This is a genomic window from Bacteroides sp. BFG-606 (assembly GCF_024788145.1).
GTDB lineage: Bacteria > Bacteroidota > Bacteroidia > Bacteroidales > Bacteroidaceae > Bacteroides > Bacteroides vicugnae.
On sequence record NZ_JANUIL010000001.1, the window covers coordinates 1,165,307 to 1,188,813 of the forward strand.

The following is a 23,507-nucleotide window of genomic DNA, read 5'->3' on the forward strand; positions in this document are numbered from 1 at the left end:
AATATTCTCTTAATGGCGGGACTTTACAAAAAAAATATTTGTAGAAGATAGATTTTAAGGTTACATTAAGTTTTCATTAATCAAACCATCCTATATTTACAGCAAATCTAATTAAAACCATCGAAAAATAAAAAAATCTGTTTATGTACAAGAGAAAATTCATTCCGTTAGTACTGTTAATGATTTTAATCGTCAATGGATGCAGCAACAAGCAAGAGGTAGTGTTAACTCCGGTTGACTATGTAAATCCTTATATGGGGAATATCAGCCATTTGTTAGTTCCTACTTACCCAACTGTCCATCTTCCCAATAGTATGCTCCGCATCTATCCGGAAAGAGCAGATTACACCTCTGATAAAATAAAAGGCTTACCGGTCATTGTCACCTCGCATCGGGGAAAGTCTGCATTCAGCCTGTCTTTCTATCAGGGAGCAGAGAGCGGATTACAACCGGTATATTACTATTGTTATGATAATGAAGTGATAAAACCCTATTCCTATTCTTCCTATTTTGAAGAAGAAGAGGTTTCCACTAAATTTGCTCCCTCCCACCAGGCAGGAATCTATGAACTAAGTTTCCGGAAAAACGATGCTCCATATTTAATACTTAGTACCACCAATGGTGAGCTTAAAACTACGGAGAATACCATTTCCGGTTATCAGAACATAGATCATCAAACCAAAGTATATGTTTATATGGAGACTTCCGCACTACCGGAAAAAACGATGACTGTCAGCAAAGAAGAAATAAATCACAGCCACACTGCCATAAAAGGCAAGAACGTGGGTATCGCTCTCTTATATTCAACAGATATAAAAACAATCAAAGTTCGCTACGGCATTTCCTTCATTGATGAAAAGCAAGCAAAAGCCAACCTACAGCGGGAAATAAAAGATTATGATGTGGAAAACCAAATGAACATTGCCAAAAACATCTGGAACCAAACATTAAGTAAAATCAAAGTGGAAGGAATAGACGAAAATGCAAAAGCAATATTTTATACTTCCCTCTACCGGACTTACGAACGGATGATTTGCCTTTCGGAAGACAACCGCTATTACAGTGCTTTCGACAACAGTATCCACAAAGATTCTGTCCCATTTTATACCGACGATTGGATTTGGGACACGTATAGAGCAGTCCACCCCTTACGTGTCATCATCGAACCACAAATGGAAGCTGACATGATTCAGTCTTTTATCAGAATGGCACAGCAAATGGAATATAACTGGATGCCTACATTTCCTGAAGTGACGGGAGACAGCCGTAGAATGAATTCCAATCACGGTGTAGCCACTGTTATTGATTCATATATAAAAGGGATCCGTAACTTTGATTTATCAGCTGCTTACGAAGCCTGCAAACTTGGTATTACAGAAAAAACGTTAGCCCCGTGGTCAGGCATAAAGGGAGGTGAAATCACAAAATTCTATTGGGAAAACGGATATTTACCGGCATTGGCACCGGGAGAACAAGAAACAGCTGACGAAGTACACCCATTTGAAAAACGCCAACCGGTAGCCGTCACTCTAGGTACGTCTTACGATGAATGGTGCCTGGCACAAATAGCCAAACAACTTGGATATGAAAAAGACTATAACTACTTTCTACAAGGGAGTAAAAACTATCGGAATATTTTCAATCCTGAAACAAAATTCTTCCATCCCAAAAATGCAAAAGGCGAATTCATAGAACCCTTTGATTATGCCACTGCCGGCGGATTAGGTGCTCGTGAAGCATACGGCGAGAATAACGGTTGGATATACCGATGGGATGTTCCCCATAATATTGCTGATTTAATTGAACTGATGGGAGGGAAAGAAGCATTCAGAAATAATCTTGAAACGATGTATAACACCCCATTGGGCGAAGCCAAATATGTATTTTATGCGCAATTACCGGATCATACGGGTAATGTAGGCCAATTTTCAATGGCTAATGAACCCAGTATGCACATTCCTTACCTATACAATTATATAGGAGAACCCTGGAGAACTCAAAAAAGAGTAAGGACATTGCTCGATGAATGGTTTAGAAATGACCTGATGGGACTTCCGGGCGACGAAGATGGCGGAGGAATGTCAGCATTTGTAGTCTTCTCCATGCTAGGTTTCTATCCTATTACTCCTGGTTTGCCTATTTATGTCATCGGAACTCCTATGTTCGAAAGAGCAGTTATTGAAACAGGAGCTGGCAAATCATTCGAAGTCATTGCGCACAACTATTCGCCGACAAATAAATATATCCAATCAGCCAAATTAAATGGCAAAGATTGGAACCAGTCCTGGTTCGAACATAAAGAACTGATGAATGGCGGCAAACTGGAATTTACAATGGGAAACACTCCCAATAAGAATTGGGCGGCAGACAGTGTGCCCCCTTCTTTTGAAATGAATAAATAACAGAATATGAATAAAATATTATTTGTCCTTTTATCGCTTTTGACTTCTCTGCAATCATACTCCCAAGAGCAAAATGAAAAAGAAGTTTCATTTCTCTTGTTGGGAGATATACACTATGATTTATTGGAAGATCACGATATGGAATGGTTATCCACCAAACCGGATGATCTGCGCCAAGTTACCAAAGAATATTCAGTATTCACGAAAAATACATGGCCGGAATTCTCCCGGATAATCAGCGGGAAAGTTCAAAAACACCAGCCGTCAATAAAAGCTGTTCTGCAAATGGGGGACTTGTCAGAAGGATTAGCCGGTTCTCCACAAAAAGCAATACAGATGGCTAACAGTGCCTTTAAAGCTGTCAACAAAATGAATCTGAAAGTACCTTTCATTATGACTAAAGGTAATCATGATATCACAGGGCCAGGGGCTAAAGAAGCTTTTGAAAAAGTCTACTTACCCAATATGGCAAGATTGGCAGGATATCCATCCTTACAGTCAGCCAATTACACTACTACTCTTGATGATGTATTATTTGTGTGTTATGATCCATGGGATCAGAATCCGGAAGGACTACAACAATTAGAAAAGTCACTAGCCGGTTCGAAGGCTACTTACAAGTTTGTCATGTTACACGAGCCTGTGATTCCGGTAAACGAAAGATGCTGGCATGTATTCCGACAAGACAATGCCAAGAGGGAACAATTACTGCAAATCATCGCCAGTCAACAAGCAATCGTACTCTGTGCACATCTGCATCTATACTCCGTTATCTGTCGGGACACTCCTTGGGGACCTATCGTTCAGATTCTCGTCAACAGTGTCATCAAAGATAAAAATATGCTGATTCCGAAAAATGTAGTTACAGACTATAGTCCTAAATTAGTAACGGCACACCCACAATGGCAACCTTCTACTCTACAACAGCGTATGGAATGGATTGATAAAGAAACTCCCCATATCCGTTTTTTCAAACAAATGGATTTACCGGGCTACGGCATCCTTTCTATTGACAAAGAAAACAACCAGATGCAATTAAAATATTATGCCGCATTTGGAGAAAAGCCATACGATACAGTCAACATATCCGAATTACTTACTTCTAATTAAAACATATTAGCCATGAATGTAAAATTTAAAACTCACTTATTTATTCTCTCCTTATTCTTTTGCTATAATCTATCAGCACAAGAAATCGTCAAAGGAGATTTTAAGAACGAAAATCCACAAAGTTCGTATGTTCCTTCATTTGACATGGATGCTACCGACAAACCGGTGAAGAATGTCATCTTAATGATAGGTGACGGCATGGGACTGGCACATATCTGTTCAGGAATGTATGCCAATCAAGGACAGCTTACTATCACTAATTTAAAAACATGCGGTTTCGTCAGAACGCAATCCGCCAACAAGTTTACAACAGATTCAGCTGCTTCCGGAACTGCTTACTCAACCGGAAAAAAAACTAAAAACGGAGCGCTCGGAATGGATGAAAATAACCAAGTTATTCCAAACTTACCGGAGAAGTTATCCGGCTATGGCTACATTTCAGGAATTGTTACCACTGACAATCTCGACGGAGCTACTCCTGCTGCTTTTTTTGCTCACCAACCGGAGCGTGGAATGTCTAAAGAAATTTGGGCGGATCTTCCTAACAGTAAGCTGACATTCTTTTCTGCCGGTAGTTATGAACTATTTGAAAAACAAGTACCAAACGTTCAAAAGGAAATCAAAAAAGAGTTTACCATCATAGAGGAACCGAATGACAAAGCTATCAAGAAATCTAAAAAACTGGGATACTTACCCACAAAAAGCAAAACAGCTTCTGTAAACGAAAACCGGGGAGATTTCCTTCCGTCTACCACCCAAATGGCTATTGACTATCTTTCGAGCAGGAGTACTAACGGTTTCTTCTTAATGGTAGAAGGTGCCCGAATAGATAAAAGTGCGCACAGTAATGATTATTCGGCAGTTGTCCGTGAAGTATTGGACTTTGACAAGGCGGTAGAAGCTGCTATCAGATTTGCAGAAAAAGATGGAAATACATTAGTGATTATTTCAGCTGATCATGAAACCGGAGCATTAGCTTTACGTGACGGAAACATAAAAGAAGGCAAAATGAAAGCAATGTTTGTATCTAAAGGACATACACCAATCATGGTTCCACTGTTTGCATACGGTCCACAATCCAAGCTTTTTGGTGGTGTTCAGGAAAACAGCGATGTTAGTAATAAAATTCTCCAATTACTCGCTAAATAAGATATAAAACAGATCTGTCATTCAAACTGAAATAAGAAAGAATTTCTTCTATATGAAAATAAGAAATTCTTTCTTATTTTTTCTCTGCCTGATAGACTCCAAAAATAATGCAACCTGCTCCCAATAATGTAATCCATGTGATTTGTTCGTGAAGAATGATTACGGATGCCACCATTGTTACCAACGGATTGAGATAGATATAATTGGAGGCTCTAACGGTTCCCAACTGTTTCAATACCACATTCCAGAGGACATAACAAACCAAGGATGCCAGGACGGCCAAAAATAAGAGATTGGATAATACAACCGGTTTTAAAAGTACATCGAAATCCGGTTGCAGTGGATGAAGAAGAAAGGCGGGAAGTATGGTTAATACTCCATAAAAGAATATTTTGCGGGTGATAAATACTGTGGGGTAACGCCCTGTCATTTTCTTTATCACCAAACTATAAAATGCCCACGACAGGGCAGCAAGTAAAGTAAGCAAATCCCCTACCGGAGATAATTTGAGTACAAAACTACCGTTGAAGACCACCAGCCCCACCCCGATTAAAGCTAATATGGAACCATAAATCAAACCTTTGGTGGCTTTTTCACTCTTATAAAAGAGAAGAGAAAGAATGGTAGTAAGCAAGGGAGCTGTGCAAATGATGAAAGCGACATTGGATGCTTGCGTAATTCCCAAAGCTGTATTCTCTGTAAAAAAATAGAGTGAACCACCAAAGAAACCTCCTGCCATCAACCAAAGTTCGTCTTTCCAATTACTCGCAAACAGACGTTTGGGAGAAATCACCCAAATACCCAGATAAGCAATGAGAAAACGATAGAAGAATATCTCCTGTGGGGTCAGTCCGTGATTAATCAATACTTTGGTTGATATGAAAGTCAATCCCCAGATAGCAACTACAAGTATCGCAATCAGATGGTAATATCCATGCTTCAATTCCATAATGGTGGTGATGTTTGTTTAATAGAGTGCAAAGATAGCGAGAAGTTATGGAATGTTTGTTTGGAGAAGTAACAAAAAGCCCGTACCTTTGTTTATGTTCAAAGAAAACTCCTAAAATAAGGTATAAGTTATGGAAGAATATATAGCTCCGGACAGGAAACGTATCCCCTATGGTATGATGAACTTTGCAGTAATCCGCCGCGACGACTGTTATTATGTGGACAAAACCCGGTTTATACCCATGATAGAAGAAGCGGACAAGTTTTTCTTCTTTATTCGCCCGCGCCGTTTCGGCAAAAGTCTCACAGTAAATATGTTGCAGCACTATTATGATATACTTGCCAAGGATAAGTTCGAAGCGCTGTTTGGCGACCTTTACATTGGGAAGCACCCTACACGCGACCGGAACAGCTATCTGGTACTATACCTCAACTTCTCCGGAATAGTAGGCGAACTGCACAACTACCGCAAGGGACTGGACGCGCATTGCCAAACAATGTTCGACTACTTCTGTGACATTTACGCCGACTATCTCCCCAAAGGCATCAAGGAAGAACTCGACAAAAAAGAAGGAGCTGTCGAACAATTTGAATATCTGTTCACAGAATGTAATAAGACCAACCAACGTATTTACCTCTTTATCGACGAATACGACCATTTCACCAATGCCATCCTCTCGGATATAGAAAGCCTGCACCGCTATACGGACGAAACACATGGCGAAGGTTATCTGCGCGCCTTCTTCAATAAAATCAAAGCCGGAACCTATTCCAGCATCGAGCGTTGTTTCATTACCGGCGTAAGCCCCGTGACAATGGACGACCTCACAAGCGGTTTCAATATCGGAACCAACTACTCGCTCACACCGGAATTCAACGAGATGATAGGTTTCACGGAAGAAGAAGTGCGCCAAATGCTCACTTATTATTCCACCACCAGTCCATTCAACCACAGTGTGGACGAATTGATAGAAATAATGAAACCCTGGTATGACAACTACTGCTTTGCAGAAGAATGTTACGGTGAAACCACTATGTACAACTCCAACATGGTACTCTACTTCGTCAAGAACTACATCCAACGAGGCAAAGCCCCCCGGGATATGGTAGAAGACAATATCCGTATCGACTACGAAAAATTACGTATGCTCATCCGGAAGGACAAAGAGTTTGCCCATGATGCCTCCATCATACAGACATTGGTGAGCGAAGGCTACGTCACCGGAGAACTGAAAAAAGGTTTTCCTGCCGTCAATATCACCAACCCCGACAACTTTGTGAGCCTACTCTACTATTTCGGTATGCTCACCATTAGCGGCACGTATGAAGGAAGGACCAAACTCACCATCCCTAATCAGGTAGTCCGCGAACAAATCTACACTTATCTGCTAAGTACCTATAACGAAGCCGAACTCAATTTCAGTAGTTACGAGAAAAATGAACTTGCCAGCGGCCTTGCCTACCGAGGCGACTGGAAAGCCTATTTCGGTTATATTGCTGACTGCCTGAAACGCTACACCTCCCAGCGTGACAAGCAGAAAGGTGAATTTTTTGTCCACGGCTTTACGCTTGCCATGACGGCACAAAACCGTTTCTACCGTCCCATTTCCGAACAGGACACACAGGCAGGCTATGTCGACATTTTCCTCTGTCCGCTACTGGATATCTATTCAGACATGAAGCACAGCTACATTGTGGAACTGAAATATGCCAAGTATAAAGACCCTGAAAACCGCGTGGAAGAACTGCGACAGGAAGCTATTGCCCAAGCGAATCGTTATGCTGACACTGATACGGTAAAGAGAGCAGTCGGCACTACACAGCTTCATAAGATTGTGGTGGTGTACAAAGGAATGGATATGCCGGTATGTGAAGAGGTTTAACAGATAGGCTAACAATATGAAAAGATCAATAAAACGTTTGCCCAAACGCACGCAAGAAGAGTTGGCGGTGTTGCAAGAGCTGATATTGTCAAATCTTACGAATGTGCGTATGATTATCTTGTATGGAAGTTATGCGCGGGGAAAATATGTCATCTGGGATGAAATATACGACGAACGTGGAGTAACTACTTACTACCAAAGTGACTTGGATATTCTGGTGATATGTGATACGAGAGACGCAAATAAAGCAGAGAGGCATGCGCGCGAGGTGATCGTTCCTAAATATGATACAAGAATGGAAGGAAAGCGGCATCCGGCACCGCCTAATATTATTGTAGAAACTCCAGTGACTATTAATAGAGCTATAAGAAGGAAGCATTATTTCTTTTATGAAATTATAAAAGACGGAATTCTATTGTATGACAATGGTACGTTTCAGATTGGTAAACCTGAGAAGTTGCCGTATCGGGAGATTAAGCAATATGCAGAGGAAGAATATGAAGAATGTTTCTACATGGGAGAATGTTTTCTAGATTCGGGGCATACTGCTTACGAAAAAGGTAATTTTAAATATGGCTCTTTCTTATTACATCAAGCCTGCGAACGTTACTACAAAACGTTTACTCTTGTGTATAGCGGTATTCGCCCTAAATCTCATGAATTGAAAGTACTAGGAGCGATGGTCAGAAGCTGTTCACGAGGATTTGCTAATGTGTTTCCTACCAATACTCCCGAAGAAAATAAAGCGTTTGATAAATTATGCAGGGCATATATCGAAGCGCGATACAACCGGCTGTTCACCGTTAACAAAGAGGAATACGAGTATATGCTGGCACGAACAGAGGTGCTGCGCGAAGTAACTATCCGGGAATGTGCTGCACGCATAGCGTATTACGACGAGATGATAGAAAAAGAAGAGAAAGACAAGATATAACCATATATTGTAAAAATGAAGAATTACCCTCATCACAGATAGCTGTAATGAGGGTAATCACGTCAAAAGAGAGTTTCTAGATATCTCCTTGATATCATATTCTTACATGAAAAACTATTTGGTCACCTTGTAAGTTCCACTTCCATACTCCTTTGACTTCATCTCTCCGGGAAGGGTTACGGTAGCGGTAACACCCTTAGGAATGGTGAATTCCCAAATCCAGGTATCTCCTTCGTATTTCCAAGCGCTCTTGATGAGTCCGGCGGCGGAACGGTATTCGGCAGTTACGTGTCCCAATCGCTTGTCTGGAATGGGCTTCATAATGATATGCTTGAAGCCGGGAGTAGCAGGATCGGCTGCAATGCCGGCAACAGTTTCCCAAATCCATTCACATACGCATCCGTAGGCATAATGATTGAAGCTGTTCATACCGCGTGGTCCCATTCCTTTGTCTATCATATAGCTGTTCCACCGTTCCCAAATGGTGGTGGCTCCATTGTCCACAGAGTATAGCCAGCTTGGGTTCTTACGTTGAAAGAGGAGTTCATAGGCAATGTCTTCCATGCCATTCTCCGTGAGGGTGGCCATGAGGATGGATGTGCCCAAGAATCCGGTCTGCAAGCAAAGATCGTGCTGTGCGAAGTTTTCACGCAGGCGGTCTATCATCTTCGCTTTGGGTTCGCCTTCCAAAAGCTGGTTCTTTAGGGCAAACAAGGCAGGAGTTTGCATGGTGTTGAGGATGGCGGTTTTGAAGGTGCCGTCCTCGTTGAGGAAGTTCTTTTTGATGTATACCTTTGCCAAGTCGGCCATTTGTTGGTACTTGGAGGCATTGCGGCCAGTAGCGGCAGCCATGTCTCGCATCATGAAAGCATCTATTACCCAATAGGAAGCGCTCAAATAGTTCCAGTAACTAATAGCATCGGGAAGCGGACCTTGGGGAGAGAAAGCCAGTCCGCTACAACTTTCCAGCGGTTCGTAGCTCAACCAGTCAGCCCATTGGTAGTTGCCGTTCTCGCCGCAGAGGGTCTCGTGGTTATACTTGGTGTCGTTGATATGGTTCATAAACAGGTCCATGGCGTTCCAGTTCTCCTCGATGATTTGCGTGTCATCAAATTGCTTCCATACCGTCCAGGGCACGATGATTCCGGCATCGGCCCAACCCAAACGCATTTTCTCATCACCGTATTGTGCCAAGGGAGCCACTCCGGGGAATCCGCCCAAACTGTTTTGGGTGTCGCGCATATCACGCATCCACTTGTGGAAGAACTTCATGGTGTTAGCAAAGAACGTACCGGTTTCGGCAAACACTTGTGTGTCTGCTGTCCAGCCCAAGCGCTCGTCGCGCTGCGGACAGTCGGTAGGTATTGAGAGGTAGTTGGATAGCTGCCCCCAATAGGTGTTGAAAATGAGCTTATTCACAAGGTCGTTACCTGTGGTGATAGTGCCGGTTTCCAGTTCCTTTGTGATGGAAGTAACGGGGATAGACTTCAACGACTTGATAGAGACATTTCCGGTGGCAGTTATGGAGACGTAGCGGTAGCCGAAGAAGGTGCAATGAGGGTAGTAGGTCACATAATTATCTCCGGCAGCAAAAGTATAATCCAGACGAATACCGGTGTGGGGGATGCGCAGATTTTCGCGATGGCAACTTCCTTCCGGACCGTCCATGCCACGAATCTTAGCACCGTTGCCGTCATTGAGCAACTCTGCGGGAAGGCAGATCAACACTGTTCCCTCGGCAGCTTTGAATACGAAAGAGGGTACACCGGCACAGTTTTGCCCGAAGTCCACCACTAACGTCTCTCCCGGACTTACGGTCATCTCCTTGCCCGATGCGAACTCACGGGCGATAATCACCTTACCGAACTCGTTCTCTTTCGCTCCTTCTATATTCTTCCAAATATATGCTCTGATAGGAGCAAGAGCAAGATCTGTACGCAGATAGACTTCCGCTCCGTCCGAAGGCAGAATGTCGCCAGAAAATTCGGTGTTCTCTTCGGGTATGGAGAGTTTGTCCACACATTCGAAGCCCATCGGTTCGCGTGCATCGTACTCTTCTCCGTCAAAGATACCGGCATGTTTCACCGGACCGGCAATTCCGGCTTTCCAGTTTTCGAGATCGGTACCGTAGCGCTTCTTGCTTCCGTCAGAAAAAGTCAGTTCCAGTACACCGCGAAAGGCACATTTCTTGCCTATCATGCCGTCATGTCCTCCGGGGGTTATGATTTTATCAGCCCACCATCCCGGCGTCACCTGTACGGAAAGCATGTTCTCGGCGTTTGGCTTGGTATGGATAACGTCTGTAATATCATAGGTGAAAGAACGTTTGGTCTTGGCATAGTGTGTGAAGCCCGGTTTCAGGAATTCCCCACCTACAGGTTTCCCATTCACATACAACTCGTAAACTCCCAGTCCAGCAGTCATCCACTTGGCGGAGACAATTTTCTGTTCGTTTTTCACGGTGGACACAAACCAACTCGCGCCATCGGCCGCACGACCGTTGTTATGTCCTTTCACTACAGGGGCATCTACTGCTGAAATCCATTTGGATTCGTTCCAGGCTGACGCTTCCAATGGGTCAGTACGTTTTCCAACCTCGGTTGCGTTTATCAGTCCGCTATTCGAGAAAAGCGCGAGAATCATTATCGGGATAAGATTCGCAAAACAATGAAGATTCATTTTCATACTTATATGTATTTTTTAGTATTAAAAGATTAACTTGGAAATGCTGTTTAGTTTTACAGGGCTTGCACAACAAAATTACAGAATTATATGATATGACAGACGATTTCTGCATTTTTTTTGACTCAATGCTGGTTTCTATTCAATCCGGAACTGACTCATAAGTCCGATCTGATTGAACAGACGACAGGAGCTTTGTACATTGAATGATCGATTATCAAGCAAAACAATGATATATTGTAAAATAATATAATCAATACAATCATTCAGCCTATTGTACCTATTATTTACCAAATAAGAAAAGAAGATGCCAGTTATTCATTGCAATCATTCTTTCTTCTTTACACGAAATCCTCGAAATCGAATAAACTCTATTCAAGTTTTTAATAAATAACGAAGAGGTTTATTATAAACGGTATCCAAGTTTATTATAAACTCTTTTTTGACACTTTCAATACCTAAAATAGAATTATTGCAACAAAAATGGGCAAGAACCTTCACAGTTTCTTGCCCATTCGTTATCCTCGTTATGCAATTCGCATATTAACCTATTGAACTTTATGTAATAAAATTTATATATTTCATTGTTATTTCTTTATTATTATTGACCTCAAATATACAAAATAAAAAGAAGAAAGTCAATAGGGAAAGCGTGGTTATCTGAAAATAAACACGTAAATTTGTGCCTCGAATTAGAAATAACAGTATAAATCACTATAAATAAAAACTTTATCACTATGGAGTACAATTTCAGAGAAATTGAAAAGAAGTGGCAGAAAAGGTGGGTAGAAGAGAAAACCTACCAAGTTACGGAAGATGATTCGAAGCAAAAATTTTATGTACTAAACATGTTTCCTTATCCATCAGGAGCCGGCCTACACGTAGGTCATCCGCTGGGATACATTGCTTCGGATATTTACGCCCGTTACAAACGACTGCAGGGCTTCAATGTACTCAACCCGATGGGATATGACGCTTACGGTTTGCCTGCCGAGCAATATGCCATCCAGACCGGACAGCATCCTGCAATCACTACCGTCAACAATATCGACCGCTATCGCGAGCAGTTGGACAAAATAGGTTTCTCTTTCGATTGGAACCGTGAAATCCGCACGTGCGACCCGGAATATTATCACTGGACGCAATGGGCCTTCCAAAAAATGTTCAACAGCTATTATTGCAACGATGAACAGCAAGCCCGTCCTATCGAAGAACTGGAAAAAGCCTTCGCCATCTACGGAAACAAAGGACTGAACGCCGCTTGCAGCGAAGAAATCAGTTTCACTGCCGAAGAATGGAACGCCAAAAGCGAAAAAGAAAAGCAGGAAATCCTGATGAACTATCGTATCGCTTATCTGGGTGAAACAATGGTAAACTGGTGTGCCGAATTAGGAACTGTACTGGCTAACGACGAGGTAGTAGACGGAGTCAGCGAACGTGGCGGTTTTCCTGTTATCCAGAAGAAAATGCGCCAATGGTGTTTGCGTGTATCTGCGTATGCACAACGCTTGCTTGATGGATTGGACACGATCGAATGGACAGATTCTCTGAAAGAAACCCAAAGAAACTGGATCGGACGTTCGGAAGGTGCTGAAGTGCAATTCAAAGTAAAAGACAGTGACCTCGAATTCACAATTTTCACCACTCGTGCAGATACCATGTTCGGTGTTACTTTTATGGTATTAGCTCCGGAAAGTGAATTGGTGGCACAATTAACGACTCCTGAACAAAAAGCAGAAGTAGACGCTTACCTCGACCGTACCAAAAAACGTACGGAACGTGAACGCATTGCCGACCGTAGCGTTACCGGTGTATTCAGTGGTTCGTATGCCATCAATCCGTTCACAGGTGAAGCAGTACCCGTATGGATCAGCGATTACGTACTGGCCGGATACGGAACAGGAGCTATTATGGCTGTACCTGCTCATGATAGCCGCGACTATGCATTTGCCAAACATTTCGGATTAGAAATCCGTCCGTTGGTAGAAGGTTGTGATGTTAGCGAAGAAAGTTTCGATGCAAAAGAAGGTATCGTGTGTAACTCTCCGCGTCCGGATGTCACTCCTTACTGTGATCTTTCACTGAACGGACTGACTATCAAAGAAGCGATAGAAACGACCAAGAAATATGTAAAAGACCACAATCTGGGCCGTGTGAAAGTGAACTACCGTCTGCGTGACGCTATCTTCTCCCGCCAGCGTTACTGGGGTGAGCCGTTCCCTGTTTACTACAAAGACGGAATGCCTTATATGATCGACGAAGCCAGCCTGCCGCTTGAACTTCCGGAAGTCGCTAAATTCCTGCCTACCGAAACAGGTGAACCTCCATTAGGACACGCAACTAAATGGGCTTGGGATACAATAAACAAATGTGTAATAGAAAATGAGAAGATTGACCATGTAACTGTCTTCCCGCTGGAGCTAAACACCATGCCGGGATTCGCCGGTTCTTCGGCTTACTATCTCCGCTACATGGACCCGCATAATAATAAGGCATTAGTTGATCCGAAAATTGACCAGTACTGGAAAAATGTAGACCTATATGTAGGTGGTACCGAACATGCAACAGGGCACTTGATTTATTCTCGTTTTTGGAATAAATTCCTGTATGACATGGGTGTGTCTGTAATGGAAGAGCCATTCCAAAAGTTAGTAAACCAAGGAATGATTCAAGGTCGCAGTAACTTTGTATATCGTATCAAAGACACCAATACTTTCGTTTCACTGAACCTGAAAAATCAGTACGAAGTTACCCCTATTCACGTAGACGTAAATATCGTATCTAATGATATTTTGGATTTGGAAGCATTCAAAGCATGGCGTCCTGAATATAAAACAGCCGAATTTATCCTCGAAGACGGAAAATACGTTTGCGGATGGGCAGTTGAAAAGATGAGTAAATCTATGTTCAATGTAGTCAATCCGGATATGATTGTTGAGAAATACGGTGCAGATACGCTTCGTATGTACGAAATGTTCCTCGGCCCGGTAGAACAATCCAAACCGTGGGATACAAACGGAATTGACGGTGTACACCGTTTTATCCGCAAATTCTGGTCGCTGTTCTACAGCCGTACGGATGAATATCTGGTAACGGACGAACCTGCAACGAAAGAAGAGTTGAAGAGCCTTCATAAATTGATTAAGAAAGTGACAGGTGATATTGAACAGTTCTCTTACAATACATCTATCAGCGCATTCATGATTTGCGTAAACGAACTCTTCAACCTGAAATGCAGCAAGAAAGAGATTCTGGAACAGCTCGTTATCACGCTCGCTCCTTTCGCTCCGCATGTCTGCGAAGAGTTGTGGGACGTATTGAGACACGAGACTTCCGTATGCGACGCCCAATGGCCTGCATACAATGAAGAATATCTGAAAGAAGATACTGTCAACTATACCATCTCTTTCAACGGAAAGGCACGTTTCAATATGGAATTTGCAGCAGATGAAGCTTCGGACGCTATTCAGGCGGCTGTATTGGCCGACGAACGTTCGCAGAAGTGGATTGACGGCAAGACTCCAAAGAAAATCATTGTCGTTCCGAAGAAGATTGTAAACGTTGTAATTTAAAGTATTAAGTAATAAGTATTAAGTATTATCCGTAGCCGCTATCCCAATATATCCGCCAGGTTAATACTTAATACTTTATACCTAATACTTTAAAAATCCTATTACTTAAAATCCTATGCATAAACTATCAAAAGCAGAAGTAATGAGAGAAGTGAAAGATTATATCTACATCACTCTCGGATTGATAAGCTATTCTTTGGGATGGGCTGCATTCCTGTTACCTTATCAGATAACTACCGGAGGAACTACCGGTATCGGAGCTATTATCTATTATGCAACGGGATTTCCAATCCAATGGTCATACTTCATTATTAATGCAGTTCTGATGACCTTTGCCATCCGGGTATTAGGTCCAAGATTTAGTATAAAAACCACTTATGCTATTTTTACACTGACTTTTCTGCTTTGGTTATTCCAGTTGGTGGTGAACAATTATGTAGAAGCGCCGGATATGACGCCGGACGGTAAACCGTTGCTACTCGGTACAGGGCAGGATTTCATGGCCTGCATTATCGGTGCAGCCATGTGCGGTGTAGGTCTGGGTATCACTTTCAACTACAATGGAAGTACGGGTGGAACAGATATTATCGCCGCTATCGTCAATAAATACAAAGATGTATCACTCGGACGAATGATTATGATTTGTGATGTATTCATTATCAGTTCCTGTTACTTTATATTTCATGACTGGCGCCGGGTTATTTTCGGTTTTGTCACTCTGTTTATCATCGGCGTTGTGCTCGACTGGATTATCAACAGTGCCCGTCAATCGGTTCAATTCTTCATCTTCTCCAAGAAATATGATGAAATAGCCGACCGGATTATTAAAGATGCCGACCGGGGAGTAACAGTACTCGACGGTACGGGATGGTACAGTAAAAACAATGTGAAAGTATTGGTAGTACTTGCCAAGAAACGTCAGTCACTCGACATTTTCCGTTTGGTAAAACGCATTGATCCAAATGCTTTTATCTCTCAAAGTTCTGTTATCGGCGTGTATGGCGAAGGATTCGATAAACTGAAAGTGAAATAATAACTGGTTGATAAGTATTGAACCACCTTGTTAAAACAAAAAAATAAGATGATGAAACGCAAACTTGTATTTGCTACCAATAACGCTCATAAACTGGAAGAAGTAGCCGCTATCTTAGGAGATCAAGTGGAATTACTAAGTCTCAATGATATCGGTTGCCAAACAGATATTCCCGAAACTGCCGAAACACTGGAAGGAAATGCGCTATTAAAATCTTCCTATATCTATAAAAACTATCATCTGGATTGTTTTGCCGATGATACAGGATTGGAAGTGGAAGCCTTGAACGGAGCTCCCGGAGTCTATTCCGCCCGCTATGCAGGAGGTGAAGGACATGACGCCCAGGCTAATATGCTCAAACTCCTTCACGAACTGGACGGAAAGGGAAACCGTAAAGCGCAATTCCGCACCGCTATTTCGTTGATATTGGACGGAAAGGAGTATCTCTTTGAAGGAGTGATAAAAGGCGAAATAATCAAAGAAAAACGTGGTGATTCCGGATTTGGCTACGATCCTGTATTTAAGCCTGAAGGCTACGACCGGACTTTTGCCGAATTGGGAAATGATATAAAAAACCAAATCAGCCATCGTGCACTGGCTGTACAGAAACTTTGTGAGTTTCTGCAAAGCTAATTATACATACCCACTTAAAATATAAAACACAATGAAGAAAATTACTTTATTTACTTTACTTACGTTACTGTTATGTACTTCATGTGTAACAAAAAAGAAGTTCATGCAGGCAGAAATGGCAGCTACTATAAGCAAAGATAGTTTGCAAGGATTATTGACCGACTGCCGAAATATAAACGCGCAAATGTCGGCACAAATCAAGAACCTTTTGCGTGATACGACCAAAATGGGAAACAGTATCCGTCAGTATCAAAGCATGCTGAACGTGAATATGACCGAACAGGAAAAGCTGAATGCCCTGTTGAGCCAGAAGAAAAACGAGCTTAACGAAAGAGAGCGTACCATCAATGAGTTGCAGGATATGATTAAAGCGCAGAACGATAAGGTACAGAATCTTTTGAGCAATGTAAAAGATGCCTTACTTGGTTTCAGTACCGACGAGCTGACCGTTCGTGAGAAAGACGGAAAAGTATATGTAGCTATGTCCGATAAACTATTATTCCAATCAGGAAGTGCCCGCCTGGATAAACGCGGAGAAGAAGCTCTCGGTAAACTGGCGGAAGTACTAAACAAGCAGACGGACATTGATGTATTTATCGAAGGTCATACGGATAACAAACCGATCAATACTGTACAATTCAAAGATAACTGGGATTTAAGTGTGATCCGTGCCACTTCCGTAGTTCGTATCCTCATCAAGAATTACAATGTGAATCCTTTGCAGATTCAGCCTAGTGGTCGCGGTGAATATATGCCTGTGGATGATAATGAAACAGCCGAAGGCAGAAGTAAGAATCGCCGTACGGAAATTATCATGGCTCCGAAACTGGATAAGTTGTTTCAGATGCTTCAAAGTTCGGAAGAGTCTAAGTAAAAACATATATGGGCTGCTTTAATAAGCAGCCCATATATGTAAAAAGCAACAAAACAAATGTTGGAAGTCTGTTATAAATCAACGCATAATATTAATTTATTCAGCAGTGATTTCTACAATCCGGCTGTTCAGTTGTTGGGTTGTAAACACTTCCAATCCCACATTCATCAGATACTCTCCTGAATATAGTTGATTATTACCTTGAAACGAAGAATTGCTACCTGGCATCAAATTGATTTCCTTCACACGATACATTCTGTCAGCATCCAATCCCTGCAAACGTACCGGTAATAATTTTTCTGCATAACGCGGATGAATATCAAATGCATACAATACAGCTTTACTCTTACCTTTATTTACATACATAGAAGAGGTATGGTTACTGCCATAAGGAGAAACCAAACGATACAGATCGCCATCAAGGATAACAGGTTTCAAACGATTATAATTTTCTACCGCCTGATTGCAATAGATATGGTCATTCTCGTTCATATCATCCAATTTGATGTCAAAGCCCAGTTTACACATCATAGCTACATCAGTACGGAACTTAATGCTGGTTCCCCGATTCCAAGTCGTAACATGTGCACACATCGTCTTACTAGGAAATATTTGTGAGAATCCCCATTGAATAAATAAACGTTCGATAGGGTCAGTATTGTCACTAGGCCAGAATTCCGTAAAATATTTCAATGCTTCAAAGTCAGAGCGTCCGCCACCACCGGCACAAAGCATCATCGGTAAATCCGGATATTTATTTTTCACACGCTCCAACACTTTATACAGCCCGCGCACATATTCGATATACAGATGCGACTGTTTATCCTTCAGATAAGAAGAATAGATATTGGTGATAGGACTGTTACAATCCCACTTAAAGAAAGCAATGCCCGGATAGTTTGTCATCAATTTATCTACCACACCGAATACATGATCCTGCACTGCCGGGTTACTCAAATCAAGTACCAACTGATTTCTGAAATAATATTCATCCCGATTAGGCAGATGAATCACCCAGTCTTTATGCTTTTCATACAGTTCACTTTTCGGATTCACCATTTCAGGCTCTATCCATATTCCAAATTTAATACCTTTCTTTTGCGCCTCCTCTACCAAACGTCCTACACCATTCGGCAGTTTATCCGCCGTTTCTTTCCAATCACCCAACCCTTGATGATCGCCGCTACGCGGATATTTATTACCAAACCATCCATCGTCGAGTAGAAACATATCCACTCCCAGTTTGACAGCCTCATCCATCAATCCAACCAACTTATTCTCATCAAAATCAAAATAAGTAGCTTCCCAGTTATTGAGCAGTGTCATACGGGTCTGGTCACCCTTCTTAATCTGATACTTACGCGCCCAATCATGAAAGTTGCGGCTAGCTTCTCCCTTACCGTTCAAGCTATAAGTGAAATAAAAGTCCGGGGTGCGAAAGGTTTCTTTAGCAGGAAGGCTATATTCCGAAGCGTACGGATTAATACCGGAAATGACACGAAGTTCATTCTTGTTATCCACTTCAAAGGTAAAACGGAAGTTACCTGTCCACCCCAAAGTACCGACTAATACCTCTCCTGAATTTTCCTCCGACGGAGCACCCAGAGACAACTGGAAAAATGGAGAAACAAACATATTGGCACGCGCACCCAACTTGGTATCAATCGTTTTTTTACCAAATGCCAGTTCACGCTCGGCTATGTTGACCTCATGTGCCCAGTCACCGGAAAACTCCGTGAGAAAATACTTATCACGGTTAAAGTGAAGCATAGAAGAAGCATATTTGCTCAATACAATAGGTTTCTTTTCCTGATGATTGATTTCAGTGAATGTCTTGATGATATTTTCCGCAGCATACGTTATATAGTGCAATTTCACAGTCACAGGATATTTATCATCTTTTAGGGTAATCACTGTTTCTACACTTCCGTCATTTTGTCGGCTACTGCTATGTTCTACGTATTTCAACAATAAAGATGGATTTCCATCATTATGAAGCACTTGAATAGCCGGTTCGAAATAATCCTCTGCCCCATGTGTAATATAAACCTCGGTTCCCTGCGGCAAGTAGACAAAGTCTGATTCATGATTCAGTTTTTTACCCAGATAACGCTGGTATAGACGACCGTTGTCTCCCACCTGGAAAATCAGGCTTGTGCAATCTGTTTCAATCTTAATAATAGGTTTGTCAGCTGCCTTCAACATACAGGAGATGCCCAAAAGACAGAATAAAAAAATAACTTTTACTTTCACGGTATATTTATTTAATGTTATTACAATCATTTCTTATTTATCAGTACGGAACGGAGCAACCGGAAGTCCGGCAGTTCCATAAAGATTACACTCCGGATTATCTGCCCATCCGTAACGTGCCGCAATAGGTATTTCCACTTCCGGCGATTCAAGGATAACCTCTTTTCCCTGGATAGTAGCAGTTGCCTGATAGAACACCTGATCTGGTCCGGCAATAATGAATCCTTTGGGTTCGCCTGTCGCAGTCTTCACCTCACAATCGAAACTAAGTATCAGTTTATTTCCCGAAATACGGTATTCCAGAAAAGCCGGTACATCATACGTGCCCCTCTGATAAGTATTTGCCAACGACAGGAGAGCCAGCCGTCTTCCCACTTCCTGTTTGTTTTTTGGGTGAATATCATGCGCTACACCAAGATCAATAGCCGATACCATACCCGTGCCTTCCATAAAAAGTGCATCAGACTGTGCTTCACGCAATGCAGCCCATTTCGAATCGGGTTGTATCTCCTGACTACGCAAGTAATTTGCCAACTGCACAAAATAGAAAGGTAACTCCTGTTTCCATTGTTTCCGCCAGTCGGCTATCAGCGACTGAAAAAGAAGGGAATACTGACGGGCACGGCCTACATTAGCTTCGCCCTGATACCATATAACACCCTTAACTGGAAAAATCGTAAAAGGATGAACCATTCCGTTATACAATACAGACAGATAACTGGAACCCTCCGGTGACATGGGCGCAGATGGTAATTCATCCAAAGTTAATCCGATGTGATGGTTCCAGATTCCGGCCAATGATATTTTCTGTCCACCCATTTCCGCATACAAAGTTTCCGGTTTTCCATGAATACCACCTTCTCCCCCGAAATCAGATACACGAACTGTGATAATTCCTTTGCCGGGTTTAACTTCCCCAGCCGGAATCGTATACTTCCGGAGGGTGGCAAACCCCGATCCTCTGGCTATTTCCTTACCATTATAATAAGTAATATCTTCATCATCTATCATTCCCAGACTAAGAGTTACCTCCTTTCCTGCCCATTCGGCAGGAATATCTATCTCCTTTTGAAACCAGACAATACCGTCAAGCCCATCCAGTCCTTTTTCTTCCCAATAACCGGGTAACTCCATAGGCTTCCACTCTTTCCCAGTCTGTAAAGCCGAAATCCATTGCGGAGTCCCTTGAGTAAAACCAGCATCCCGGATAATAAATTGTTCACGCCAGTCCTTCATCTCCTGTTGATAAACAGCAGAAAGAGCTTCTTTATTAAAATCCAGTCTCTTCATTTTAGCTGTTTCTTCCTGGAAACCCATCACCTGTTGCAAGGTACCGAAGCTTGTCCACGCTTCGGCCGGAGTGCCACCCCAGGTACAATCTATCACACCAACAGGTACATTTAATTCTTTCCACAATTGGCGGGCATAGAAATAAGCGACAGATGAAAACTCCGGAACAGAGGAAGGGCTACATTCCTGCCAACCCCCTCCGTTCATTTCTACGTTATCCTGCGGAGTTAAAGATACAGTCTTTTTTACCTGTAATAGACGAATAAACGGATAATTGGCTTCTGCCACCTCCCGCTCATAATTCATAACCTTGCCCCATCCGGCAACTGGCATTTCCATATTGGATTGTCCGGAACAAAACCAGACTTCTCCCACCATTATATTCCGCAAAGTCAGCATTTCGCCGTCTGAAAGCTCAATCTGGTAAGGACCTCCGGCAGCAGGAGTAGGTAACTGCAAAGTAAAACTTCCATCCACTCCCGCTTTAACTGTATATTTTCGGTTATCCCAACTCGTTTTTACTGTGACTTGCTTGCCGGCTTTTGCTTTTCCGGGCAATATCAACGTACTCTTTTGTTGTATCACCATATTATCGGTGAAAAACGATGGTAAAGTTACCTTAGCCTGTGTACAAATAGCCATGCACAGGGCCATAAGAGTAATTCTATATTTATTCATTTTTTCGGTTAGTTTATTGATTATCGGCTATTAGTTGAATTCCAGCACTTTCACATCCTTGGCAGGTATAGTAACCTCTATCTTATTTTTGGCAGTAGTCCGGCTGCCACTCCATAATTCTTTCACCTGATAACTGTGTGTTTGCTCCAGCCCTATTCTATCCAACGAAAGTGTCACTGTCTGTTCCTGTTCCGAATAATTGAAAAGTGCGCAATGAAAAGTTCCATCTTTCTCCTTTCTTACAAAGATCTGTTCCGATTGAGTTCCATTCCCCTCTACCGGACGAAATACTTCACCTGTAGCAAGAGCATTGATGTCAGGATTCGTCAGATATTTCAACGCTTTTTCTTTTCCATCTTTTCCTCCGGCAGCACTGAAATCATCTCCACCAATATAGATACCTGTAATAACTCCGGAAGTGATACGCGCCCGATTTTCACCATCTGTAGCATCTCTCAACACAATATGGTCTGCATCATTGAATTGATAGATATACTTCTGCCACCATCCATAAGACAATGCATTCAGTGTGTATTCGGTATCCTTGATTTTGTTCCATGCATCGCAGGCAATTCTACGCGACTGTGCATATTGTGCCGGAAATACCGGAGAAATAGAAAGATTGATATACATATCCCCAAAATATTTATCCAGCAACTGCATCCCATAATTATATCCCTGGATACCCGTTGTCACTTCAGGAAGATACCATTTATCAGCCTCCATCGCTCCATGGGTCATAAAATCCATTTTCACATACTCGAATCCTGTTCGGTGAAACAAGCTAGACGTCTTTTTCATCATTGCCTCTACAGCAGGATGAGTAGGGTCAATGGCATAAGCACCGTCCAGTTCCTGTGGTTTTCCGTTAGCATAAAGGTAGATATCCTTGTATTTATATTCAGGAGCAGCATCCACCGTTCTTTCGGGGTCACGCGCCCAGTCGGTAAACGGAGTCCAGTAAATCCCTCCAATCTGGCCGTTCGATTTACATTTTGCAATGAATGACTTCAATTGTTCTTCATTCATACAGTCCCAACCGGAATCCAATCCGACATAAACCGTGTGATCCGGATTGACAAAATGATTATTTTGAAGATTTTGTTTGATAAAGTCCGAAACCTCCATCGCTTTTTCATAAGTCAGGTTGAATTGCAAAGCTCCCCAACTGTTCCAACCGAATGGAACCGCTTTTCCCCACTCTTTCGGAGGTGATATGATTGCATTAACTTTTGCATAAGTTTCCAATCCGTCGCACCAGTTTTCAAAGAATCCCAGTAATATTTTGGGCGACTTGATCTTCTTGCCTTTCAATGCTCCGTGAGGTTTCACATCCCGCGTCAATTCATCAGCTACTCCACCGTAACAAGTCAAAGAGCCGATGTTTCTATGGTCTCCTTTACCTAACATTACAGCCGTTTTCCAATTGTCATGCTCCACAGAACCTACAACAAGTCCGCTACGCCCTTCATTATTAAAAACAGCCGTTACCTCATAACTGGTCAATGTGTCGAAATTAAGTGCATGAGACTGGTATCTGATCCATTTATCATTATCAAAAGGCATAAATAAAGCACGATTGTCACCTGCCGGAAGTAATTCAGCCATGCGGTCTACATTCACAGGTGCCATCCGATTGGAAGCGACATTATTCTTTCCTTCTATACTAAACTCCGTCAATATATACTCTTTATCCGGATAAAGATAAAAGTACTGTGTCAACTTAGGCAAAGATTTATCTGTATGTTCAATCTTATAAAGAGTTCCTTTACCGAAAGCATCTGATATTTTTCGAATACTAACCTTATGGCGTGCATAGTCACGCGTAGTAACCGTCTGCTCTCCCCATAGGTAAGAAGCATATAGTCCTTCACAAATATTTTTTGACTTTTTATAAAGTGAAACTCCCCCTTTCTGATCATCGAAGCGGATTTGCCAGCCGCCCGTCGTCAGACCTTTATATCCGGCAGCATATCCGGATAAAGTGAATAACAGGAACATAGTTCCGAAAATGATTTTAAACTGTCGAAGTCTGTTTTTCATATGGCACAATGAATATGGTTTTA

Annotated in this window: 14 protein-coding genes; 9 read left to right on the forward strand and 5 right to left on the reverse strand. The window is 42.2% G+C overall.

Annotated elements, in window-relative coordinates:
- Positions 1-143: 143 nt before the first annotated feature.
- Genes NXV01_RS04305 through NXV01_RS04315 form a run of 3 tightly spaced genes read left to right on the forward strand, consistent with a single transcriptional unit; the run spans position 144 to position 4,661 of the window.
- Positions 144-2,402, forward strand: coding sequence for a GH92 family glycosyl hydrolase (locus NXV01_RS04305; RefSeq protein ID WP_259021788.1), 2,259 nt, complete (start codon positions 144-146; stop codon positions 2,400-2,402).
- A gap of 6 nt (positions 2,403-2,408) precedes the next feature.
- Positions 2,409-3,512 (forward strand): metallophosphoesterase, encoded by a 1,104-nt coding sequence (locus NXV01_RS04310; protein ID WP_250701383.1) that lies wholly within the window; start codon positions 2,409-2,411, stop codon positions 3,510-3,512.
- 12 nt (positions 3,513-3,524) lie between these two features.
- On the forward strand, positions 3,525-4,661 hold the full coding sequence (locus NXV01_RS04315; RefSeq protein WP_250701382.1) for an alkaline phosphatase: 1,137 nt from the start codon (positions 3,525-3,527) through the stop codon (positions 4,659-4,661).
- Positions 4,662-4,734: 73 nt separating this feature from the next.
- Here NXV01_RS04315 and NXV01_RS04320 read toward each other — a convergent pair whose 3' ends face one another.
- A complete protein-coding gene (locus NXV01_RS04320; protein WP_259011271.1) occupies positions 4,735-5,610 on the reverse strand; it encodes a DMT family transporter in 876 nt (291 codons plus the stop codon).
- A gap of 130 nt (positions 5,611-5,740) precedes the next feature.
- Between NXV01_RS04320 and NXV01_RS04325 the strand changes: the two genes are divergently transcribed.
- Both NXV01_RS04325 and NXV01_RS04330 read left to right on the forward strand, forming a co-directional pair.
- Positions 5,741-7,492 carry an ATP-binding protein gene (locus tag NXV01_RS04325; protein ID WP_258978872.1) on the forward strand — a complete coding sequence of 584 codons (1,752 nt, stop codon included), beginning with the start codon at positions 5,741-5,743 and terminating at the stop codon, positions 7,490-7,492.
- A gap of 16 nt (positions 7,493-7,508) precedes the next feature.
- Complete coding sequence (locus NXV01_RS04330; RefSeq protein ID WP_217724037.1) at positions 7,509-8,426, forward strand: HEPN domain-containing protein; 918 nt, start codon at positions 7,509-7,511, stop codon at positions 8,424-8,426.
- A 114-nt stretch (positions 8,427-8,540) separates the two neighbouring features.
- Here NXV01_RS04330 and NXV01_RS04335 read toward each other — a convergent pair whose 3' ends face one another.
- Positions 8,541-11,111: a glycoside hydrolase family 78 protein gene (locus tag NXV01_RS04335; protein WP_259011272.1), complete on the reverse strand. Its 2,571-nt coding sequence runs from the start codon at positions 11,109-11,111 to the stop codon at positions 8,541-8,543.
- Positions 11,112-11,845: 734 nt separating this feature from the next.
- Between NXV01_RS04335 and leuS the strand changes: the two genes are divergently transcribed.
- From leuS to NXV01_RS04355, 4 genes are all read left to right on the forward strand, one after another.
- Positions 11,846-14,680, forward strand: coding sequence for a leucine--tRNA ligase (gene leuS, locus NXV01_RS04340; RefSeq protein ID WP_259021789.1), 2,835 nt, complete (start codon positions 11,846-11,848; stop codon positions 14,678-14,680).
- Positions 14,681-14,795: 115 nt separating this feature from the next.
- The gene (locus NXV01_RS04345) at positions 14,796-15,713 is read left to right on the forward strand and encodes a YitT family protein (RefSeq protein WP_004302802.1); all 918 of its coding nucleotides are present in this window, start codon (positions 14,796-14,798) and stop codon (positions 15,711-15,713) included.
- A 51-nt stretch (positions 15,714-15,764) separates the two neighbouring features.
- The gene (locus NXV01_RS04350; RefSeq protein ID WP_258981879.1) at positions 15,765-16,346 is read left to right on the forward strand and encodes a non-canonical purine NTP diphosphatase; all 582 of its coding nucleotides are present in this window, start codon (positions 15,765-15,767) and stop codon (positions 16,344-16,346) included.
- Between the two features lie 31 nt (positions 16,347-16,377).
- Positions 16,378-17,220, forward strand: a complete 843-nt coding sequence (locus NXV01_RS04355; RefSeq protein WP_004302804.1) for an OmpA family protein — start codon at positions 16,378-16,380, stop codon at positions 17,218-17,220.
- Positions 17,221-17,316: 96 nt separating this feature from the next.
- Here the strand turns inward: NXV01_RS04355 and NXV01_RS04360 are convergent, their stop codons facing one another.
- From NXV01_RS04360 to NXV01_RS04370, 3 genes are read right to left on the reverse strand one after another with little or no spacing between them, the layout of a single operon-like run.
- Positions 17,317-19,503: an alpha-galactosidase gene (locus NXV01_RS04360; RefSeq protein WP_371826250.1), complete on the reverse strand. Its 2,187-nt coding sequence runs from the start codon at positions 19,501-19,503 to the stop codon at positions 17,317-17,319.
- Positions 19,504-19,506: 3 nt separating this feature from the next.
- Positions 19,507-21,441: a sialate O-acetylesterase gene (locus NXV01_RS04365; protein ID WP_258978874.1), complete on the reverse strand. Its 1,935-nt coding sequence runs from the start codon at positions 21,439-21,441 to the stop codon at positions 19,507-19,509.
- Positions 21,442-21,471: 30 nt separating this feature from the next.
- Positions 21,472-23,484, reverse strand: a complete 2,013-nt coding sequence (locus tag NXV01_RS04370) for an alpha-galactosidase (protein ID WP_258978875.1) — start codon at positions 23,482-23,484, stop codon at positions 21,472-21,474.
- Between the last annotated feature and the right edge of the window lie 23 nt (positions 23,485-23,507).